We start from the raw sequence: 16,909 nt of genomic DNA on the forward strand, positions 1-16,909 counted from the left end.
TCCGCGCGGTGCGCGGCGGCGGGCCTAGACCCGGGCGAGTTCGGCCGGCGACGCGGCGTCCGCCGGCACGGGGACGTCGAGGGCGTGGCGCAGTACCTCGTCGCGCTCGCGCGGGTCGGTGGTGGCGAGCAGCGCGCTGAGCACGGCGATACGGGTCTGGCCGGCGCGCAGCGTGCCCGCCGGCACGGCCCCGGCGGCGACGAGGTCGACCGCACCGCCGTGGGTGTAGATCTCGGTGACGGGTCCGGCCTGGACACGTGTGGTCAGCGCGACGAGCACGCCGCGGGACACCGCGGCGGCGACGGCCTCGACGGTCTCCGGAGTCGCGTTGCCGGCGCCGGTGGCCACCAGGACGATGCCCTGCGCGCCGGCGTCGACGGCCGCGTTCAGCAGATACGGGTCGGCGTCGCAGTGGTGCATCACCATGTCGACGCGCGGCGGGCTGTCGGGCATGGCCGGGAGCGGCAGGCCCGCAGGACGCCGGGGGTGGCGCAGGACCGAGACGCGCCCGAAGCCCACGTTGCCGATGCGGGCGCCGGAGGGGTCGGCGAAGGCGTCCGCCGCGAGTGTCTGGGTCTTGACGGTGCCGCGTGCGGCGTGCACCTTGCCGTCGAAGGCGACCAGCACGCCGAGGCCGCGGGTCGTCGAGGCGGTCAGCAGCGCGTCGTGGAGGTTGCCGGGGCCGTCGCCGTCGGCGGCGTCGAGCGGCAGCTGGGCGCCGGTGAAGACGACCGGACGCGGGTCGTCGTGGTGGAGGTCGACGAGGAACGCCGACTCCTCCAGGGTGTCGGTGCCGTGCGTGACGACGATGCCGTCCACGTCCGGGTCGGCGAGGACCTCGTGGACGGTGCGCAGCAGGGTGAGCTGGTGGGCCGTGGTGAGACGGGGGCTGTTCACGCTGAACAGGTCGACGATCTCGATGGTGACGTCCGCGGGGACCGCCGCGGTCGCCATGACCTCCTGGCCGTGGGCGTCGGCGGCGAATCCGGATCCCTGCCAGCGGCTGGCTATGGTTCCGCCGGTGCTGATGACGACGATCCGTCCCATCTGCGTTCTCCTCGTCGGTGCCCCGGTGGGGGCGGTGGTTCGAGTGCGACGCAATGATAGGCGGATTGTCCCGCAATATGATTGCCTCTTCGATTCGCCCGGTCGAGAAGGCGTGGTGGATAATTGCGCAATGGATGCCATCGATCGTGCAATCTTGCGTGAGCTCCAGAACGACGGACGGCTCAGCAACCAGGACCTGGCGCAGCGCGTGGGCCTGACGCCCTCGCCCTGCATGCGCCGGGTCCGGCAACTGGAACAGGACGGCGTGATCCAGGGCTACCGCGCGGTGATCGACCCCGAGGCCGTCGGGCGCAGCTTCGAGGTGCTCGTCTCCATCGAGGTGCGGCGTGACCGCGAGGCGGTCGAGGCGTTCGAGGGGGCGCTCCAGGACATCCCGGACGTCATCGAGGCGTACCGGCTGTTCGGCAGCCCGGGGTGTCTGCTGCGCATCGCGGTGGCGGACCTGCGGGCGTACGAGCAGCTGTGGATCGAGAAGCTCACGGCCCTGTCCGGTGTCACCGAGGTCAACTCGCAGATCATCATGAAGCGGATCAAGGACCCCGCCGGCCTGCCGGTGGACGGCTGACGGCCCCGTCGCCCAGTTCGTCTCGACGAGCCTCGCGAGGTTGTCCAGGGCCATGCGCGTGCCGGTCTCGTGAGAGAGATGCGGAACGCGCCGCCCTCGCGGGCGTCGAACTCGTGCACCTGGCTGCTCATGCCGGCAGGCACCCGCCCTGTGGCGAGTGCCTCCGCATCGAGGAGCGCCCGGTGGACGACGGAACGCGGCGCCCTGATGTGCCGGGAGACCTGCGTCGCGTACACGCCCGGCGGCATACGGCTCTCAGGTGGTCCGGATCGCCGGGTCGCTCACCCCCGGCGCGCCGGTCTCCACGTGACCGGCGAAGCGGCGCAGGAACACGCTGTTCGTGTCGCAGACCACCGACACGTCGTACCAGCGCCCGGTGCCGCTCAGGTCCACCGTGTGCGTCACCGTGGCCCCGGCGCGCAGGGCGAGGGTCCGGGGCGCGCCGCCGTAGGCGTTGGTGAGGGTGAGGTTCGCGGCCGTGGCGCCGGGGTTGGTCAGGGTCAGGTCGAGGTTTCCCGTGGTGGCGTTGTGACGGGCCCTCGCTTCGACGGTCACGGTCTTCCCCGGGCTCCTGAAGGTGCGCAGGAAGCCGTTCGGTCCGTGCACGGTGAGGTGGTGCGTGCCCTTGGAGTAGGCGGAGTTCCAGGTGTCGGTGACGGTCTTGCCCGCCTCCGCCGTGTACGTCCACGGGGCGTCGGTGCGGTTCGGCGACGTCACGTAGAACTGCGCTCCGGCCGCCGCGCCCGGACCGAAGGTGAGGGCGATGCGGCCGTCCGCCGTGTTGACGGCGCTGTCGACGTAGGGCGCGTAGGGCAGCGGCCGGGTGGGGCGCGCCCCGGGCTCCTGCGCCGGCATGCTGCCGACGGCGGGCGGGGTGGGCCGGTAGTCGGGGTGGCGCTCGCGGTCCGGCGGCTCGTAGGCCGAGGTGTCGGGCAGCGTCACCGGAGTGGTGTCGGTGGCGCCGAAGTCGAAGGCCGAGGTGAGGTCGCCGCAGATCGCGCGGCGCCAGGGGGAGATGTTGGGTTCGGTCACACCGAAGCGGCGCTCCATGAAGCGGATGATCGAGGTGTGGTCGAAGATCTCGGAGCACACGTAGCCGCCGGTGCTCCACGGGGAGACGACGAGCATCGGCACACGCGGGCCCAGGCCGTAGTTGCCCGCAGCGTACGACGTGCCGCCCGCGTAGAACTCGGTGGAGGTGTCCGCGGTGGACCTGCCCTGCGCGGCCGACGCCGGCGGGTACGGGGGCACGATGTGGTCGAAGAAGCCGTCGTTCTCGTCGTAGGTGATGAACAGGGCCGTCCTGCTCCACACCGCCGGGTCGGCCGTCAGAGCGTCGAGGACGCGCGCGATGTACCAGGCACCGTAGTTCGAGGGGAAGTTGGAGTGCTCGGTGAACGCCTCGGGGGCGGCGATCCAGGAGATCTGGGGGAGTCTGCCGGCCTGGACGTCGGCCTTGAGGTCGTCGACGTACCCGTCGCCGCTCTTGACGTCGGTGCCGGTGCGGGCCTTGTCGTACAGCGGGTTGCCCGGCTGGGCGTTGCGGTACTGGTTGAAGTAGAGGAGCGAGTTGTCGCCGTAGTTGCCGCGGTAGGCGTCGCTGATCCAGCCCCAGTGGCCGGCGGCGTCCAGGCCGTCGCCCGTGTCCTGGTAGATCCTCCAGGAGATCCCCGCCTGCTCCAGCCGCTCGGGATACGTCCTCCAGCCGTACCCCGCCTCCTCGTTGCCGAGCACGGGTCCGCCGCCCGCGCCGTCGTTTCCGGTGTAACCCGTCCACATGTAGTAGCGGTTGGGGTCCGTGGCCCCGATGAACGAGCAGTGGTACGCGTCGCAGACGGTGAAGCTGTCGGCGAGGGCGTAGTGGAAGGGGATGTCGTCCCGGTCGAGGTACGCCATCGTCGTCGGCGTCTTGGCGGGCACCCACTGGTCGTACTTGCCGTTGTTGAACGCCTTGTGGCCGCCCGCCCAGTCGTGGTTGAGGCCCTGGAGGAACTGCATCCCGAGATCGTCGGCCGTCGGGTGGAAGGGCAGCGTCACCTTCTTGCCGTCCGACTGGTGCCAGACCGGCTTGCCGCTGGGCAGCGTCACGGGGCGAGGGTCGCCGAAGCCCCGTACGCCCTTCAGCGCGCCGAAGTAGTGGTCGAACGAACGGTTCTCCTGCATCAGCACCACGATGTGCTCGACGTCCTGGATGGTGCCGGTGCTGCGGGCCGCGGGGATGGCCGCGGCGCGGTCGATGCTGCTCGACAGCGCCGCGAAGCCCGCTGTCGCGCCCGCGATCTGCAGAAAGCGGCGCCGGTTGATGTCAGGCATGGGCGAGGCCTCTTGGGGGGGGTAGGGGAACAGGAGCGACCGGAATCCTCCAAGAGGGCCGAGGGGAAGGGAAGGGGCCCGGGCTGCTGTTCCGGTGAACTGTGGCTGTACGGGGTCTTGACGCGGTGTGCCGGGCGCTCAGCCCGGTGTGTTCCAGTTCTGGTTGGCGCCGCCGGTGCACGGGTAGGTGATCAGCCGCGTACCGTTCGCGCTGCTCCCGCCACTGGCGTCCAGGCATCTGCCCTGATTGACCAGGGTGTTGCCGCTGCGTGTCCACTGCTGCGAGGCCGAGCCGTCGCAGGTCCTCAGCTGGACGCCGCTGCCGCTCGCCGTCATGCACTTGTACAGGGCGCGTACGGTGCCGTTGTGGGCGAGCACCCAGTTCTGGTGGTTGGCGCCGTTGCAGGTCCACAGCTGGACCGGCGTGCCGTCCCCGCTGCTCCCGCCGTCGATGTCGGCGCACTTGCCGCCGATGCCGGTGATCGCACCGGACGCGGAGTTGCCGATCGCGGCCTCCTGCACGCTGCCGCCCGGCACCTTGGTGACCTTCGCATAGGCGCTGCAGGTGCTGCTCGTCGAGGTGCCGCCGGCCGAGGCCGTGACGGCGGTGCCGGACGTCGAGGTGCCCCGGGGCAGGTCGTAGCGTGCGCGGGAGTAGGGCTCGTCCTCGCATCTCGCGGCGCTGTTGTTCCAGTCGAAGTACTCGACCCAGTCGACCATTCCGCCGGTGCTCACCCGGGCGCCGGCGCCGACGCGCAGGCTGCCGAGCACGAAGGACGTGCCGGCCGTGACGTCCGTAACAGTGGCCTGGTACCAGCCGTCCTCGGCCGCCGGCGCGATCCGGTAGGTGTAGCGGTGTCCCGCGGTGAAAGCCTGGTCGGAGCGGCATGTGTAGCCGCTGCCGCCCTCCTCGAAGGTCTGGCAGTAGGTCCCCGCGGACCCGGCCCTGGCGGCGGTCGCGTCCCACAGGGAGAACAGGAACATGCCGGTGCCCGTCCGCCATCGCTGCTGTCCGATGTATCCGCCGACACCGTTGGTGAACCCGAACTGGTGGGCCCAGAAGACGTTTCCGCGGCCGGGGTCGGCCTCGACCGTGGTGCCGAAGGTGACGTCCGAGAGCGCGCCGGTGCCGGAGGGGAAGCCGTAGTCGGTGTAGGTGCCGGGCGTCTCGCCGCCCGCGGCGGCGGCAGGAGCGGCGAGCCCAGCAGACGCCGCGACGGCCAGGGCCGCGGCGACGCACAGGGATCTGATGCGGTGCACGAGTGCCTCCAGGAGAGGAGCTGTGGGGGAGGGCGGGGCACGTACACACCACAGAATGGGAGCGGCGGCTCGGTGAGGGCATGGACTTACGGGGAGGCCGGTTGGACTCTTGTGGGCCTGCCCCTGGGCAGCGGCGGCCGACGGCAAGGGTGATCAGCGGCCGGCGTGTTTCAGTGACCATACTCGCCGGTAAATGGGGTATCAGCGACAATCTCCCTCAATGTTTTTCTGAAGAATTTACTTCCGGCCGAATAGATATTCAGTGTGACGGGCATCACAGCGGGCTTTCCTGGACACGGCAGTGCGCACCCCGTTTCGATAGACCCCGCGGGGCCGACGATCTTGGCCCTGGATTACGGGGGAATTCCCGAATCTTGTCGTTGGCAATGGTGCTGAACGAGGGGTGGGGGCGTGTCAGGGATCCTGACGTGCACAAAATCAGGGGACCGGTGTCACCACCGGGGCCCCGGTCGGATGTCCGGTGGTCGGGGGCGCGGTACGGCAGGACCATGCTGAGCCGCTTCCTTCCGGCGCGCGGACCGGCGCGCACCCTCACCGGCATCACGCTGGTGCACACCATGGGGCAGGGCCTGTGGATGGCGCTCAACGCCATCTACGCCACCACCGTCCTCCACCTGACGCCCGGCCAGTTCGGCATCGGGGTCGGCATCGCCGCCGGAGTCGCCCTCGCGGTGAGCACCCCGACCGGCCACCTGGCCGACCGGATCGGCCCGCGGGCCGTGCAGATCTGGTCCTTCGTCGCCCTCGGGCCCCTCACCGCCGCGCTCCTCGCCGTGCAGGGTTTCGGCATGTACGTCCTCGTGGTGTGCGTGCAGGCGGTCGCCTACAGCGCCAGCCGCAGTGCGCGGATGGCCATGGTCGCCGGCCTGATCCCGCCCGAGGACCGGGTCGTTGTCCGGGCCCACCTCCGGGCCACCGGCAACATCAGCGTCTCCGTCGGCGCCGCCCTCGCCGGCATGCTGCTCGCCTTCGACTCGGTCTCGGCCTACAAGGCCGCCGTGGTCTTCAACGCCTCCACGTACCTGATCACCGGCCTGCTCTCGCTGCTCCTCCCGGCCGTCGAGCCGCAGCCCGCCCGCCCGGGGCCGGCGCTGATCGTGCTGCGGGACCGGCCCTACCTGACCTTCGTCGTGCTGGACGGGCTGCTGTCCATGCACAACCTGCTGCTCGACGTCGTCCTGCCGCTGTGGATCCTGCACCACACGAACGCGCCGCGCTGGATGATCGCCGCCATCCTGCTCACCAACACCGTCGCCGTGGTCCTGCTGCAGGTCAGGGCGGCACGCGGCACCGACGAACCACCTGCGGCGGCGAAGGCGTCCCGGTCCGGATCGCTGTGTCTCGCGCTCGCCTGCGTCGTCTTCGCCCTCACAGGCGGCGCCTCCGCGGTGCTCGCCTGCGTGCTGCTGCTGGTCGGCGCTCTGGCCCACGTCCTCGGCGAGATCCGGCAGTCTGCCGGGAGCTGGGGCATGTCGTTCGGCCTGGCACCCGAGCATGCGCAAGGCCAGTACCAGGGCACGTACGCGATGGGTTCCGACATGGGCAAGATGATCGCTCCCGCCCTGCTGACCTGGCTCGCCATCGAGCACGGCACCGTCGGCTGGATGGCGATGGCCGTCGGCTTCGCCCTGGTGGGCTGCACCATGCCGTTCCTCGTGAACTGGGCGAGGCGAAGCGCCGAGCAGCCCGCGCCCGACCCCGTCGCGGCGTGAGCGGACGGCCGTCGAGCCGCGGAGGACGGGCATAGTCCGGCCGCGGCACCGGGAACACGGAATTCCACAGCACCGATTCGCCTGACGCATTTCCTCGGAAAGCCCGGCTCGCCGGCCGGTGGAAACGCATGCGGACAAGGCGAATAAAAACCGCTGCCCCGATGCGCAACTGTGGCGGAATCCAAGTAGGCATTCCGCCGTATGTGTATGCGGCATGCGTGCACGACGGATGCTGCGCATCCGGCACGGCAGGACAGCGAAAAGCGAAATCCGACGAGGGGGAACATGACAGTGGGCGACATCTCCGCCGCCTCATCCGCCGTAGTACCGTCCGGCGCGGCACCGGCTCTGCAACTGCCCGTCAGGGACGTGGGCAGCGGTGCCGCTGAAGCGGCGGGCACGGGCACGTACTCCTGGTCCGGCGACCGCCTCGCGCCGGTGAGGGATGCCGAGTCCGGCACGCCCGCGGTCTCGGACCTGCTCCACGCCGCGTTCACGGTGCTCCTGCACCGCTACAGCGGCCAGGACGACATCGTGGGAGCACGGGCGGGCGGCGCCGGCGGTGCGCCCCTCCGCCGGCCCGTCGCCGTGCGCTCGCGGATCGCCGAGGACGTGACACTCTCCGCGCTGGCGGTCTGCCTCGGCGCCCGCTACCGCGACGCCGCCCGGAACACGGCGCCCGACGCCCCCGCCGACCTCGGCACCGGACTGCGCGCGGGCTACGTCGAGCACGACGGCACCCAGGCGGTCGCCGCCGACGGCTTCGCGCTGCTCCTGGAGGCCGAACTCACCGCCGCAGCCATGCGGTTGACCCTCCACTACGACCACGGCCTCTTCGCCGGCGAACTGATCACCCGGATGGCCGCCAACCTGGGCACCCTCCTCCGCGACGCCGCCGCACGACCCGAGGCGCCCGTGGGCGAACTGACCGTGCTGTCCGCGGCAGAGACCCACCACCTGCTGTCCGGGCTCAACGACACCGTCCGCCCGTACGCCTCCACCCCGCTGCACGCCCTCGTCGAGGCCCAGGCGGCCCGCACCCCCGACGCGCCCGCCGTCGAGTGGCAGGGCGCCGTACTGACCTACCGTCAACTGGACGAGCAGGCCAACCGCTTGGCGCGTGCCCTGGCCTCCGGCGGGATCACGCCGGGGTCCCGCGTCGGCCTCTGCCTGGCGCGCACCCATCGCACCGTTGTCCTGCTGCTCGCCGTGCACAAGGCGGGGTGCGCGTACGTGCCGCTCGACCCGGCCTATCCCGCGGACCGGCTGAGCGCGATCGCCGCCACGGCCGACATGGCCGCCGTCGTCCACGACGGCGACGACGCGCCGGGCTGGCTCGACGGCGTGGCAGCGGCCTCTCTGCCATGGACGGAACTGTGGGAGAAGGCGTCCGCCGAGGACGGCGGTCCCCTGGAGACCGGTGTCGACCCGGGCGCCACGACGCACCTCATCTACACCTCCGGCTCGACCGGCCTGCCCAAGGGCGTCGTCATCAGCCACCGCAACGTGGTCGCCCTCCTCGCCTGGGCCGAGGACACCTACGGCTCCGACGAGCTCGCCCGGGTCCTGTTCTCCACCTCGCTCAACTTCGACCTGTCGGTCTTCGAGCTGTGGGCGCCGCTCACCCGCGGAGGCTGCGTCGTCGTCGTGGACAACGTCCTCGCGCTCACCGAGGACGAGGAGCTGCGGCCGACCCTGGTCAACACCGTGCCGAGCGCGCTGAACGTACTGCTCCAGCGCGCGGCCGTGCCCGCCTCGACCCGTGTCCTGAACGTGGCGGGCGAGCCGCTGTCCAAGGAGCTCGTCAACGCCGCCTTCGACGGCACCGGCATCGAGCGGCTCTACAACCTGTACGGCCCTTCCGAGGACACCACGTACTCGACCTGGAAGTGCTTCACCGGCCCCACGGCCGCCGCACCGACCGTCGGCGTACCGATCCACAACACCGTCGCCCACCTGCTCGACGCGCACGGACGGCTGGTGCCGCACGGCGCCACCGGCGAACTCCACCTGGGCGGCGACGGCCTGGCCCAGGGCTACATCAACGACCCCGAGCGCACCGCCGCCGCGTTCGTGCCCGCCCCGGCCCACCTCGCCGTGCCCGGGGGCCGGCTCTACCGCACGGGTGACCTGGCCCGCTGGACCGAGGACGGCGAACTGCGCTTCCTCGGCCGCAGGGACAACCAGGTGAAGGTGCGCGGCTTCCGGATCGAGCTGGGCGAGATCGAATCCGTCATGCGCGAGACCGCCGGCCTGCGCGACGTCGCCGCCCTGGCGGTCCGCACCGACGGCGACACCCGGCTGGTCTGCTACGTCGGCCAGGACGGCGGCACCGTCTCCGTCGAGGCGATGAGCGCCCACCTGCGGGCCAAGCTGCCGCACTACATGCAGCCCGCGAAGATCATCGTCGAGGAACGGCTGCCGCGGCTGCCCAACGGCAAGGTCGACCGCACGTCCCTTGCCGCCCGCGACATCGACTGGGGACAGGCCGCCGAGGCCGCCTTCATGGGCGACGACCCCGACGAGATCGCGGTCGCACGCGTCTGGTCCGACCTGCTGGGCCTTGTGACCCTCTCCTCGGACCTCGACTTCTTCTCCGTGGGCGGTCACTCCCTGCTGGCCAACCTCCTGGCCGCCCGCCTCTCCGACATCGCCGCCCGACCCGTGCGCGTCGCCGAGATCTACGAGTACCGCACCCTCGCCGACCAGGCCGCGCTGCTGCGCCGCAAGCGCGCACAACTGCCCGACGCCCAGGCCGGGGCCGGCACCGCCGGCCGGCTGCGCGCCGTCGCCGAGACGCTGCGCGAATCGGGCCGCGGCCACGGCGTTCCCGGTGCGGGAGTGGCGGTGTTCCTGGACGGCGCACTGGAGTTCACGTACCACGGCGTCGCCGACACCGGCACCGGGGCCGCGTACGGAGCCGGGACCCGGCAGCGCGTCACGTGCATCACCAAGCCCATGCTCGCCTTCGTCGCCCTGCGCCTCGTCGACCGCGGCCTGGTCGGGCTCGACCAGCCGCTGCACGAACTGCTCCCGCAGGCGTTCCGCCGCCGCGACGGCGGCACCGTACAGGTCACCCTGCGGCACCTGCTCTCCCACACCAGCGGCGTCGACGACTCCTACGAGGTCTGGCACGACACCGACCTGCCGGGGCTCGACGCCTACATCGGCACGCTCGCCGGATACGGGCAGCTCTTCGAGCCGGGCGAGGTGTTCGCCTACTCCGCGGTCGGCACGTCCATCGTCGCCGCCCTGATCGAGAAACTGCTCGGCATGCCCTGGCGTCGTGCCGTCAACGAACTGATTCTCGCGCCGCTCGGCATCGAGGAGATCCCGCAGACCCTCACCGAGGACGGCCACTACGGGGGCGCCGTCTCCGTCGGTTACGTGTGGAACGAGCGCGCCAAGAGCTACCTGCGGCACGATCCGCCGAGACAGACCGTCGCCGACGACGCCGCCGGCTCGTTCTCCGTCTGCCTCACCCTCGAAGAGCTGGCGAAGATCGCCCTCCTCGCGATCGACGACGGTGTCGCGCCCTCAGGCGAGCGCCTGCTGTCCGCCCACCTCGCCGAGCAGATGCGCACCCCCCAGATCCCCGTCCCCGGCCACCACTTCATGCACGCCTGGGGCCTGGGCTGGCTGATGTTCGGCCCGTCCGCCTTCGGGTTCAACTCCAACGGCAGCGGCCACCACAACTTCATCCAGATCTTCCCCGAGGAACGCACCTTCCTGCTGCTGCTCGCCAACGCCTACCCCGCCTTCGGCCTCTACGAGGACCTGCTGCGGGCCCTCACCGGCGAGGGGCTGATCCGCACCGGGCGCCCGTTCACCCAGCAACTCGACGACTGCGCGGGCCTGTACGCCTGCGACGGCTACCGGCTGAACGTCCTGCGCGGCACCGGCCACCTGCGGTACGAGTACGCCGAGCGCCGTCCGGACGGCACCTGGCTCCAGCTCGACGAAGGCGACCTCGTCCTGTCCGGCGCGGGCGGGTTCAGCTCCATGTCCGAGAAGAACATCCTCGCCGGTTCCATCTCCTTCATCCCCACACCTGGCACCGACATCCCGGGCTACGTGCGGATCGGCCAGCGATTCGCGAGGAAGACGCGATGACAGAGTCGCAAGACCCCACGGGCCGTGACGACGGTCCGAAGCACGTGGTGTTCGTGACCTGGAAGGCCGGCAACGCACCGGCGTTCGAGGCGGCCGCACGGCTCGGCCACCATGTGACGCTCGTCCGCTCCCTGCTCATGGAGCAGTCCCAGAACATCGACTTCGACACCTCGCCGTACGCACGGTTCGTCGGCACGGTCCACGTGCTGAAGGACGCCACCGACGTCGACGCCCTGCGCGCCTGTGTGCTCGGCGTCCACGGCGAGCGTCCCATCGACGGATTCGTGGCCACCGTCGACGCCCTGGTGGTCCCCGTCGCGAGAATCGCCGAAGAGATCGGGGTGCCGTTCACGGACGCCCGCGCCGCCGAGGCCGCCAAGCAGAAGAACCGCTGCCGGGAGATCCTCGCGGCCGCCGGCGTCGACAGCACCCGGCACGCGGTCGTCGCCGGCTTCGAGGAGGCCGCCGCGTTCGCGGCCGCCACCGGCTACCCCGTCGTCGTCAAACCGGCGAGGGGCTCGGGCAGCGAAGGAGCCCACGTCGTCGCGGACGAGGAACAGCTCCGCGGCGTCCTCGGACAGGCGGCGGCGAGCGGCTCCTACGAGGCCGGCATCCTCGTCGAGGAATACCTGTCCGGGCGGTTCCTCTCCGCCGAAGTCGGCCTCTGCCACGGCAGGTTCCTGCGCCTCGCCGTCAGCGAGCGCTCCACCTGGGAGCGGCACGAGGCGCTGGAGACCGGCACGACCATTCCCGCCGGGATCGAGGCCGGGGAACACGACCGCGTCATGGAGTTCGCCGAAGCCGTCGTCGGCGCGCTCGGCCTGCGGCTCGGCATCTTCCACGTCGAGATCATGCTCGGCGCGGACGGCACGCCCCGGCTCATCGAGCTCAACCCGCGCATCATGGGCTCCTGCCTCCCGAACCTCTTCCGGCTCGCCGGCGGCGGCGACATCTTCGAACTCCTGGTCCGCATCCACCTGGACGAGGAGATCGAGCGGGGCCCCACCCGGTTCACGCACTACGCGACCGTCCGCTGGTTCGGCGCCGCGGACCTCGCGCCGAAACCGGACCACATGCCCGACCTCGGCTGGGCCGCCGCCGAGTACGGCGACAGTCTGCACGCGCTCACCGTCCGGTTCCCCGAAGGGGACGTGCTCCTTCCCTGCCGGGGCAACCTCGGCAACTTCGGCGAGGTCCAGGTCGTGCACGCCGACCGCACGACGTCGATCCGCATCGCCGAGGAGATCGTCGGCCGCACGGCCGACCGGCTCGGTATCGAGGTGACCAGGTGACGGCCACGACCGCCTTCTACGAGCAGACCCGGGCACAGCTCGCCCGGCTCGGACTGCCGGACGGGGACCTGCACCTCACCGGCGGATCCGGCAGGGCCTTCGACGACGGCTGCCACTTCCGCATCGAGGTGCCGACCGTCAACTCGGTGCACGCCGCCGAGACGCTGCTGTCCGAGAGCCGCCGCCGCGGATTCACGATCAACCGCATCACCGAGACCCGCGGCATGTACCGCCACACCGCCCGCGAGATCGGCGAGTACGTCGCGCTCGGCGAGGAGTACGGCGCCGAGATCCTCATGTCCGTCGGCCCCCGCGCCGGCTACGACATCGGCGCCAGCGTGCAGACGCCGGAAGGCAGCCGGATCGGCTACCGGCTGCGCGGCCAGGAGCAGATCGTGCGCGCCGTCGAGGACCTCAAGCGCGGGCTCGAAATCGGTGTCCGCGGATTCGTCGTCTACGACGAGGGCCTGCTGTGGGTCCTCGGACGGCTGCGCACCGCCGGAGACCTGCCCGAGGACATCCACCTGAAGGTCTCCGCGCACTGCGGGCAGGGCAACCCGGCCTCCGCCCAGATGCTGGAGATGCTCGGCGCGAACAGCTTCAACCCCGTACGCGACCTGACGCTGCCGATGATCGCCGCGCTGCGCCAGGCCGTGACGATCCCGCTGGACTGCCACGTGGACAACCCGAAGATGTCCGGAGGATTCATCCGCACCTACGAGGCGCCCGACATCGTCCGCGTCGCCGCGCCGGTCTACCTCAAGACGGGCAACAGCGCGCTCGAAGGCCACGGCATCAACCCCACGCCGGCGCAGCTGGACGACATCCTGCGGCAGGTCGAGATCGTCACCGAGTTCCTCGGCCGCCACTGCCCCGGGGCCCGCCAGAGCACCGCCGACCGCGCCCTCGAGCCGGCCGGCGCCGTAACCCGGACGGAGGTGTGACCCATGTGCCGCATCTACGGCTGCTTCGGCGGCGAGCGCGCCGGCCCCGACGTGCTGAAGGCGGTCGCCGACGCCATGCGCGAGGGCGGGCCGGACGAGCAGACCGTCCAGCTCGGCGACGGCTGGGCGCTGGGCAACAACCGGCTCGCGATCCAGGGCGTCGCCCACGGCCACCAGCCCTTCGTACGCGACGAACTGTCCTGCGTGTTCAACGGCGAGATCTACAACCACCGGCAGCTGCGCGCCGAACTCGCGGCACGGGGCTACTCCTTCGAGGGCGACTGCGACGGCGACGTGCTGCTGCCGCTGTACGAGCTGTACGGCGACGCGTTCGTCTCCCGTCTGGAGGGCATGTTCGCGATCGCGGTCACCGACCGTCGCGACGAGCCGTGCCTGAAGCTCTTCACCGACCACGCCGGCATGAAGTCGCTCTACTACTACGTGTCCGACGACGGCCGCCGCCTCTGTTTCGCCTCCGAACTCCAGGCCCTCAGCCGCTTCCCCGACTTCCCGGACGAGATCGACCCCCTCGCCGTCGACCGCTACCTCGGCGGCAGGGCCGTGTGGGGACCGGGGACCGTCTACAGCGCCGTGCGCACGCTGGAGCCCGGAACCGCTCTGCGTTTCGCGGACGGCAGGCTGTCGGTGACCCACACCGCCGTGGAGCCGGCCCACGTGGACTGGCCCGGCGGGGAGCCGAGCGTCGCCGCCGCCGCGGCGATGCTCGACGAGCTGCTGCGGCACGAACTGGGCCGCATGCTCGACGCGGACGTCCCCGTGTGCGTCATCACCAGCGGCGGGCTCGACTCCAGTTACACCACGGCGCTCGCCGCCCACCTGGTGTCCGACGTCGCCTCGTTCACCATCGCCTACGAGGGGGACTGGCCGGCCGACGAGCGGCACTTCGCCGAGGAGGTCGCGCGCCACTGCGGCACGCGCCACCATCAGGTGCTCCTCGACCCGGCCGGGTTCCCCGCACTCGTCGAGCGGTTCGTACGCCACCTCGACCAGCCCAACAACGCCCCGCACAGCCTCAGCACCTTCGCGCTGTTCGAGGCCGTCCACGACGCGGGTTTCAAGGTCGCGCTGACCGGCGACGGGGCCGACGAACTGTTCGCCGGATACGCCCGCTTCGTCAAGGCCGAGAGGGACGGCGCCGCCACCTGGCACCGCGCGTACCAGGGCACCATGGCCGCCGCCCACACGGCGACCCTGGAACGGCTCTACACGCCGGACTACCTGGCCCACGTGAGGGCGTCCGGCGGCCTCTTCGGCGACCGGAACGGCGACGAACTCGACCGCCGGGTGCGCTCGGGGCAGCGGAGCAAACTCGAAACGCTGCTGCGCTACGACCAGTTCGAGCGGTTCCCGTACTACATCCTGCGCCGTGTCGACCATCTGAGCATGGCCCACTCGGTGGAGGCCCGCATCCCCTTCCTCCAGCCGTCCGTGATGCGCCTGGCGCACGCGCTGCCCGCCGGCGTCAAGGTCGCCGGCGACACCGTGAAGGCGCCCGTCGCCGAGGCGGCCCGCCGCTGGGTGCCGAAGAGCGTGCTGGAGCGGCCCAAACAGCCGTTCACGCTGCCGATCGTGGCGATGATCAAGCCGGGCGAGGCACTGTACGACATGATCGGCGACATCCTCCTCGGCCCCGGTGCCCGCTGCCGCGACTACTTCCGGCAGGACACCGTCCGCGACCTGTTCCGTCTGCAGACCGAGAGCCCCGGGGCACACGCCGCCGAGCCCCTCTGGTCGCTGCTGATGCTGGAGACGTGGCTCTCCGCACGCAATCTCACACCCTGACCACCCTAGGAGAGATCCCGCAATGACCCAGGCACCCGAGAGCCGGCCCGCCATCACCTCGCTCCTGGCCCATGTGACCAAGGACGACATCCGCCGGGACCCGTTCCCGCACATCGTCATCCGCGACGCGCTGCCGCAGGAGCTCTACGACGCCCTGGCGAAGTCCATGCCGACCGCGGAGTACATCGGCGAGCGGATCGGCAAGCCGATCACCTCGAACGAGCGGTACAACTACATGTCCGAAATGGTCCTCGGCGACCCGACGATGGCGCAGGTCTGGAAGGACTTCGTCACCTACCACTCCTCGCCCGCCTTCTACGAGGAGTTCCTCGACCTCTTCCAGGAGGACCTCCTCGCCAACCTGCCCACGGCCGAGGAGAAGACCGGCCCCCTGCGCGACCTGCGTGTCGGCCGCCGCAACCGGGACGACTTCGAGACCCACGACATCCTGATGGACTGCACGGCCGTCATCAACTCGGCCGTCACCGGCAAGCCGTCGGCCTACCGGGGCCCGCACGTCGACAAGCCGTACAAGCTCTTCGGCGGCCTGTTCTACATGCGCCTGCCCGAGGACGACGCCACCGGCGGCGACCTCGTGCTGTACAAGTACCGGACCGAGGCGCACAAGTTCTACACCAGCGCCTCCGAGTACGGCGACAACCGCTTCGACATCGACCCGCAGTACGTCGAGGAGGTCACCACCGTCCCCTACGAGAGCAACACCCTTGTGATGTACCCCATCAACCGCCTGGCCCTGCACGGCGTCTCGGTGCGCAGCCTCACCCAGCACCAGCGGCGCTTCATCGCCCTCGTCGGCGACCTCCAGCACCCGCTCTTCGACCTCGCGCTCTGAAGGGAACACCGTGACCCCCTTCGACCAGCGCACCGGAAAGATCTGGTACGACGGCGGCCTCGTCGACTGGGCCGACGCGAAGCTGCACGTCCTCAGCCACGGACTGCACTACGCCTCCAGCATCTTCGAGGGCATACGCGTCTACGGCGGCAGCCCGTTCATGCTGAGCGAGCACATCGCGCGGCTGCGCACCTCGGCGCGCATCCTCGACTTCGACCTCGAACACAGCGACGACACCCTGCACGCGGCCACCCTCGCCGTCGTGGCCGAGGCGGGCATCACCGAGGGCTACATCCGCATGAACGCCTGGCGCGGCTCGGAGATCATCCAGACCGCCGCCCTGAGGACGTCCGTGCACACCTCGGTGGCCGCGTGGGAACTCCCGGAGGGCTACTACGCGTCGGAGGACGCCCTCGACAAGGGGATCTCCCTGGTCACCGGCCGCTACCGCCGACCGGCGCCCGAGTACGCGCCGGTCAAGAGCAAGGCCGCCGGCAACTACATGATCGGCACGGTGAGCAAGAACGAGGCCCTGCGGGCCGGGTTCGACGACGCGCTGCTGCTCGACGACCGCGGCAACTTCGTGGAGGCCACCGGCGCCCACCTGTTCTTCACCAAGGACGGCGCGCTGTACACCCCGACGACCCGGTGCACGATCGACGGCATCACGCGGGCCTGCGTGCTCGCGATCGCCGCACGCGAGGGCATCGCGTGTGCCGTCGGCGATCTGGCGCCCCGGTTCGCCGGTGAGGCCGACGGCGCGTTCATCTGCGGCACCGCCTGCGAGATCCTGCCCGTCGCGCGGATCGACGACCACCACTACGACCTGAGCGGCAACGACGTCCTCCGGAGGCTGATCACCGGCTACCGGGAGCTGATTGAGGGCCGCAGCGACGTGGAAGTGCCGAATGCGTGGGCCCAGTAGCCGACCGGCGCGGTAGAGGAACAGGCCCCTTCACGGGAGC

11 protein-coding genes and 1 pseudogene are annotated in these 16,909 nt (G+C 70.8%); 8 read left to right on the forward strand and 4 right to left on the reverse strand.

The genetic code is table 11. The annotated features are described in order from the left end of the window. Positions 1-24: 24 nt before the first annotated feature. Positions 25-1,047, reverse strand: coding sequence for an asparaginase (locus QFZ82_RS36250; protein ID WP_307717165.1), 1,023 nt, complete (start codon positions 1,045-1,047; stop codon positions 25-27). A 130-nt stretch (positions 1,048-1,177) separates the two neighbouring features. Here QFZ82_RS36250 and QFZ82_RS36255 point away from each other — a divergent pair, with 130 nt between their 5' ends. Next, on the forward strand, positions 1,178-1,633 hold the full coding sequence (locus QFZ82_RS36255) for an Lrp/AsnC family transcriptional regulator (protein WP_307717166.1): 456 nt from the start codon (positions 1,178-1,180) through the stop codon (positions 1,631-1,633). A 68-nt stretch (positions 1,634-1,701) separates the two neighbouring features. On the opposite strand, the pseudogene QFZ82_RS36260 reads toward QFZ82_RS36255, so the two are convergent. The 3 genes and pseudogenes from QFZ82_RS36260 to QFZ82_RS36270 form a co-directional block, all read right to left on the reverse strand. Then, positions 1,702-1,869, reverse strand: a pseudogene (locus QFZ82_RS36260) (polyketide cyclase); the annotation flags it as partial. A gap of 19 nt (positions 1,870-1,888) precedes the next feature. Next, positions 1,889-3,946: a phosphocholine-specific phospholipase C gene (locus QFZ82_RS36265; protein ID WP_307717167.1), complete on the reverse strand. Its 2,058-nt coding sequence runs from the start codon at positions 3,944-3,946 to the stop codon at positions 1,889-1,891. Positions 3,947-4,084: 138 nt separating this feature from the next. Beyond that, a complete protein-coding gene (locus QFZ82_RS36270) occupies positions 4,085-5,206 on the reverse strand; it encodes a ricin-type beta-trefoil lectin domain protein (protein ID WP_307717168.1) in 1,122 nt (373 codons plus the stop codon). A 509-nt stretch (positions 5,207-5,715) separates the two neighbouring features. Here QFZ82_RS36270 and QFZ82_RS36275 point away from each other — a divergent pair. The 7 genes from QFZ82_RS36275 to QFZ82_RS36305 all read left to right on the forward strand — a co-directional run bounded on the left by QFZ82_RS36275 (position 5,716) and on the right by QFZ82_RS36305 (position 16,869). Further along, the gene (locus QFZ82_RS36275) at positions 5,716-6,939 is read left to right on the forward strand and encodes an MFS transporter (RefSeq protein ID WP_307717169.1); all 1,224 of its coding nucleotides are present in this window, start codon (positions 5,716-5,718) and stop codon (positions 6,937-6,939) included. Positions 6,940-7,224: 285 nt separating this feature from the next. Next, a complete protein-coding gene (locus QFZ82_RS36280; protein WP_307717170.1) occupies positions 7,225-11,052 on the forward strand; it encodes an amino acid adenylation domain-containing protein in 3,828 nt (1,275 codons plus the stop codon). Next, the gene (locus QFZ82_RS36285; protein ID WP_307717171.1) at positions 11,049-12,344 is read left to right on the forward strand and encodes an ATP-grasp domain-containing protein; all 1,296 of its coding nucleotides are present in this window, start codon (positions 11,049-11,051) and stop codon (positions 12,342-12,344) included. The genes QFZ82_RS36280 and QFZ82_RS36285 overlap by 4 nt, the downstream gene beginning before the upstream one ends. Further along, complete coding sequence (locus QFZ82_RS36290; protein WP_307717172.1) at positions 12,341-13,288, forward strand: peptidase; 948 nt, start codon at positions 12,341-12,343, stop codon at positions 13,286-13,288. The genes QFZ82_RS36285 and QFZ82_RS36290 overlap by 4 nt, the downstream gene beginning before the upstream one ends. A gap of 3 nt (positions 13,289-13,291) precedes the next feature. Then, the gene (gene asnB / locus QFZ82_RS36295; protein WP_307717173.1) at positions 13,292-15,091 is read left to right on the forward strand and encodes an asparagine synthase (glutamine-hydrolyzing); all 1,800 of its coding nucleotides are present in this window, start codon (positions 13,292-13,294) and stop codon (positions 15,089-15,091) included. A 22-nt stretch (positions 15,092-15,113) separates the two neighbouring features. Continuing rightward, a complete protein-coding gene (locus QFZ82_RS36300; protein ID WP_307717174.1) occupies positions 15,114-15,944 on the forward strand; it encodes a hypothetical protein in 831 nt (276 codons plus the stop codon). Between the two features lie 10 nt (positions 15,945-15,954). Continuing rightward, the gene (locus QFZ82_RS36305) at positions 15,955-16,869 is read left to right on the forward strand and encodes an aminotransferase class IV (protein ID WP_307717175.1); all 915 of its coding nucleotides are present in this window, start codon (positions 15,955-15,957) and stop codon (positions 16,867-16,869) included. The last annotated feature ends 40 nt before the right edge of the window (positions 16,870-16,909 follow it).

This window comes from Streptomyces sp. V4I23, from assembly GCF_030817975.1.
Classification (GTDB): Bacteria; Actinomycetota; Actinomycetes; order Streptomycetales; family Streptomycetaceae; genus Streptomyces.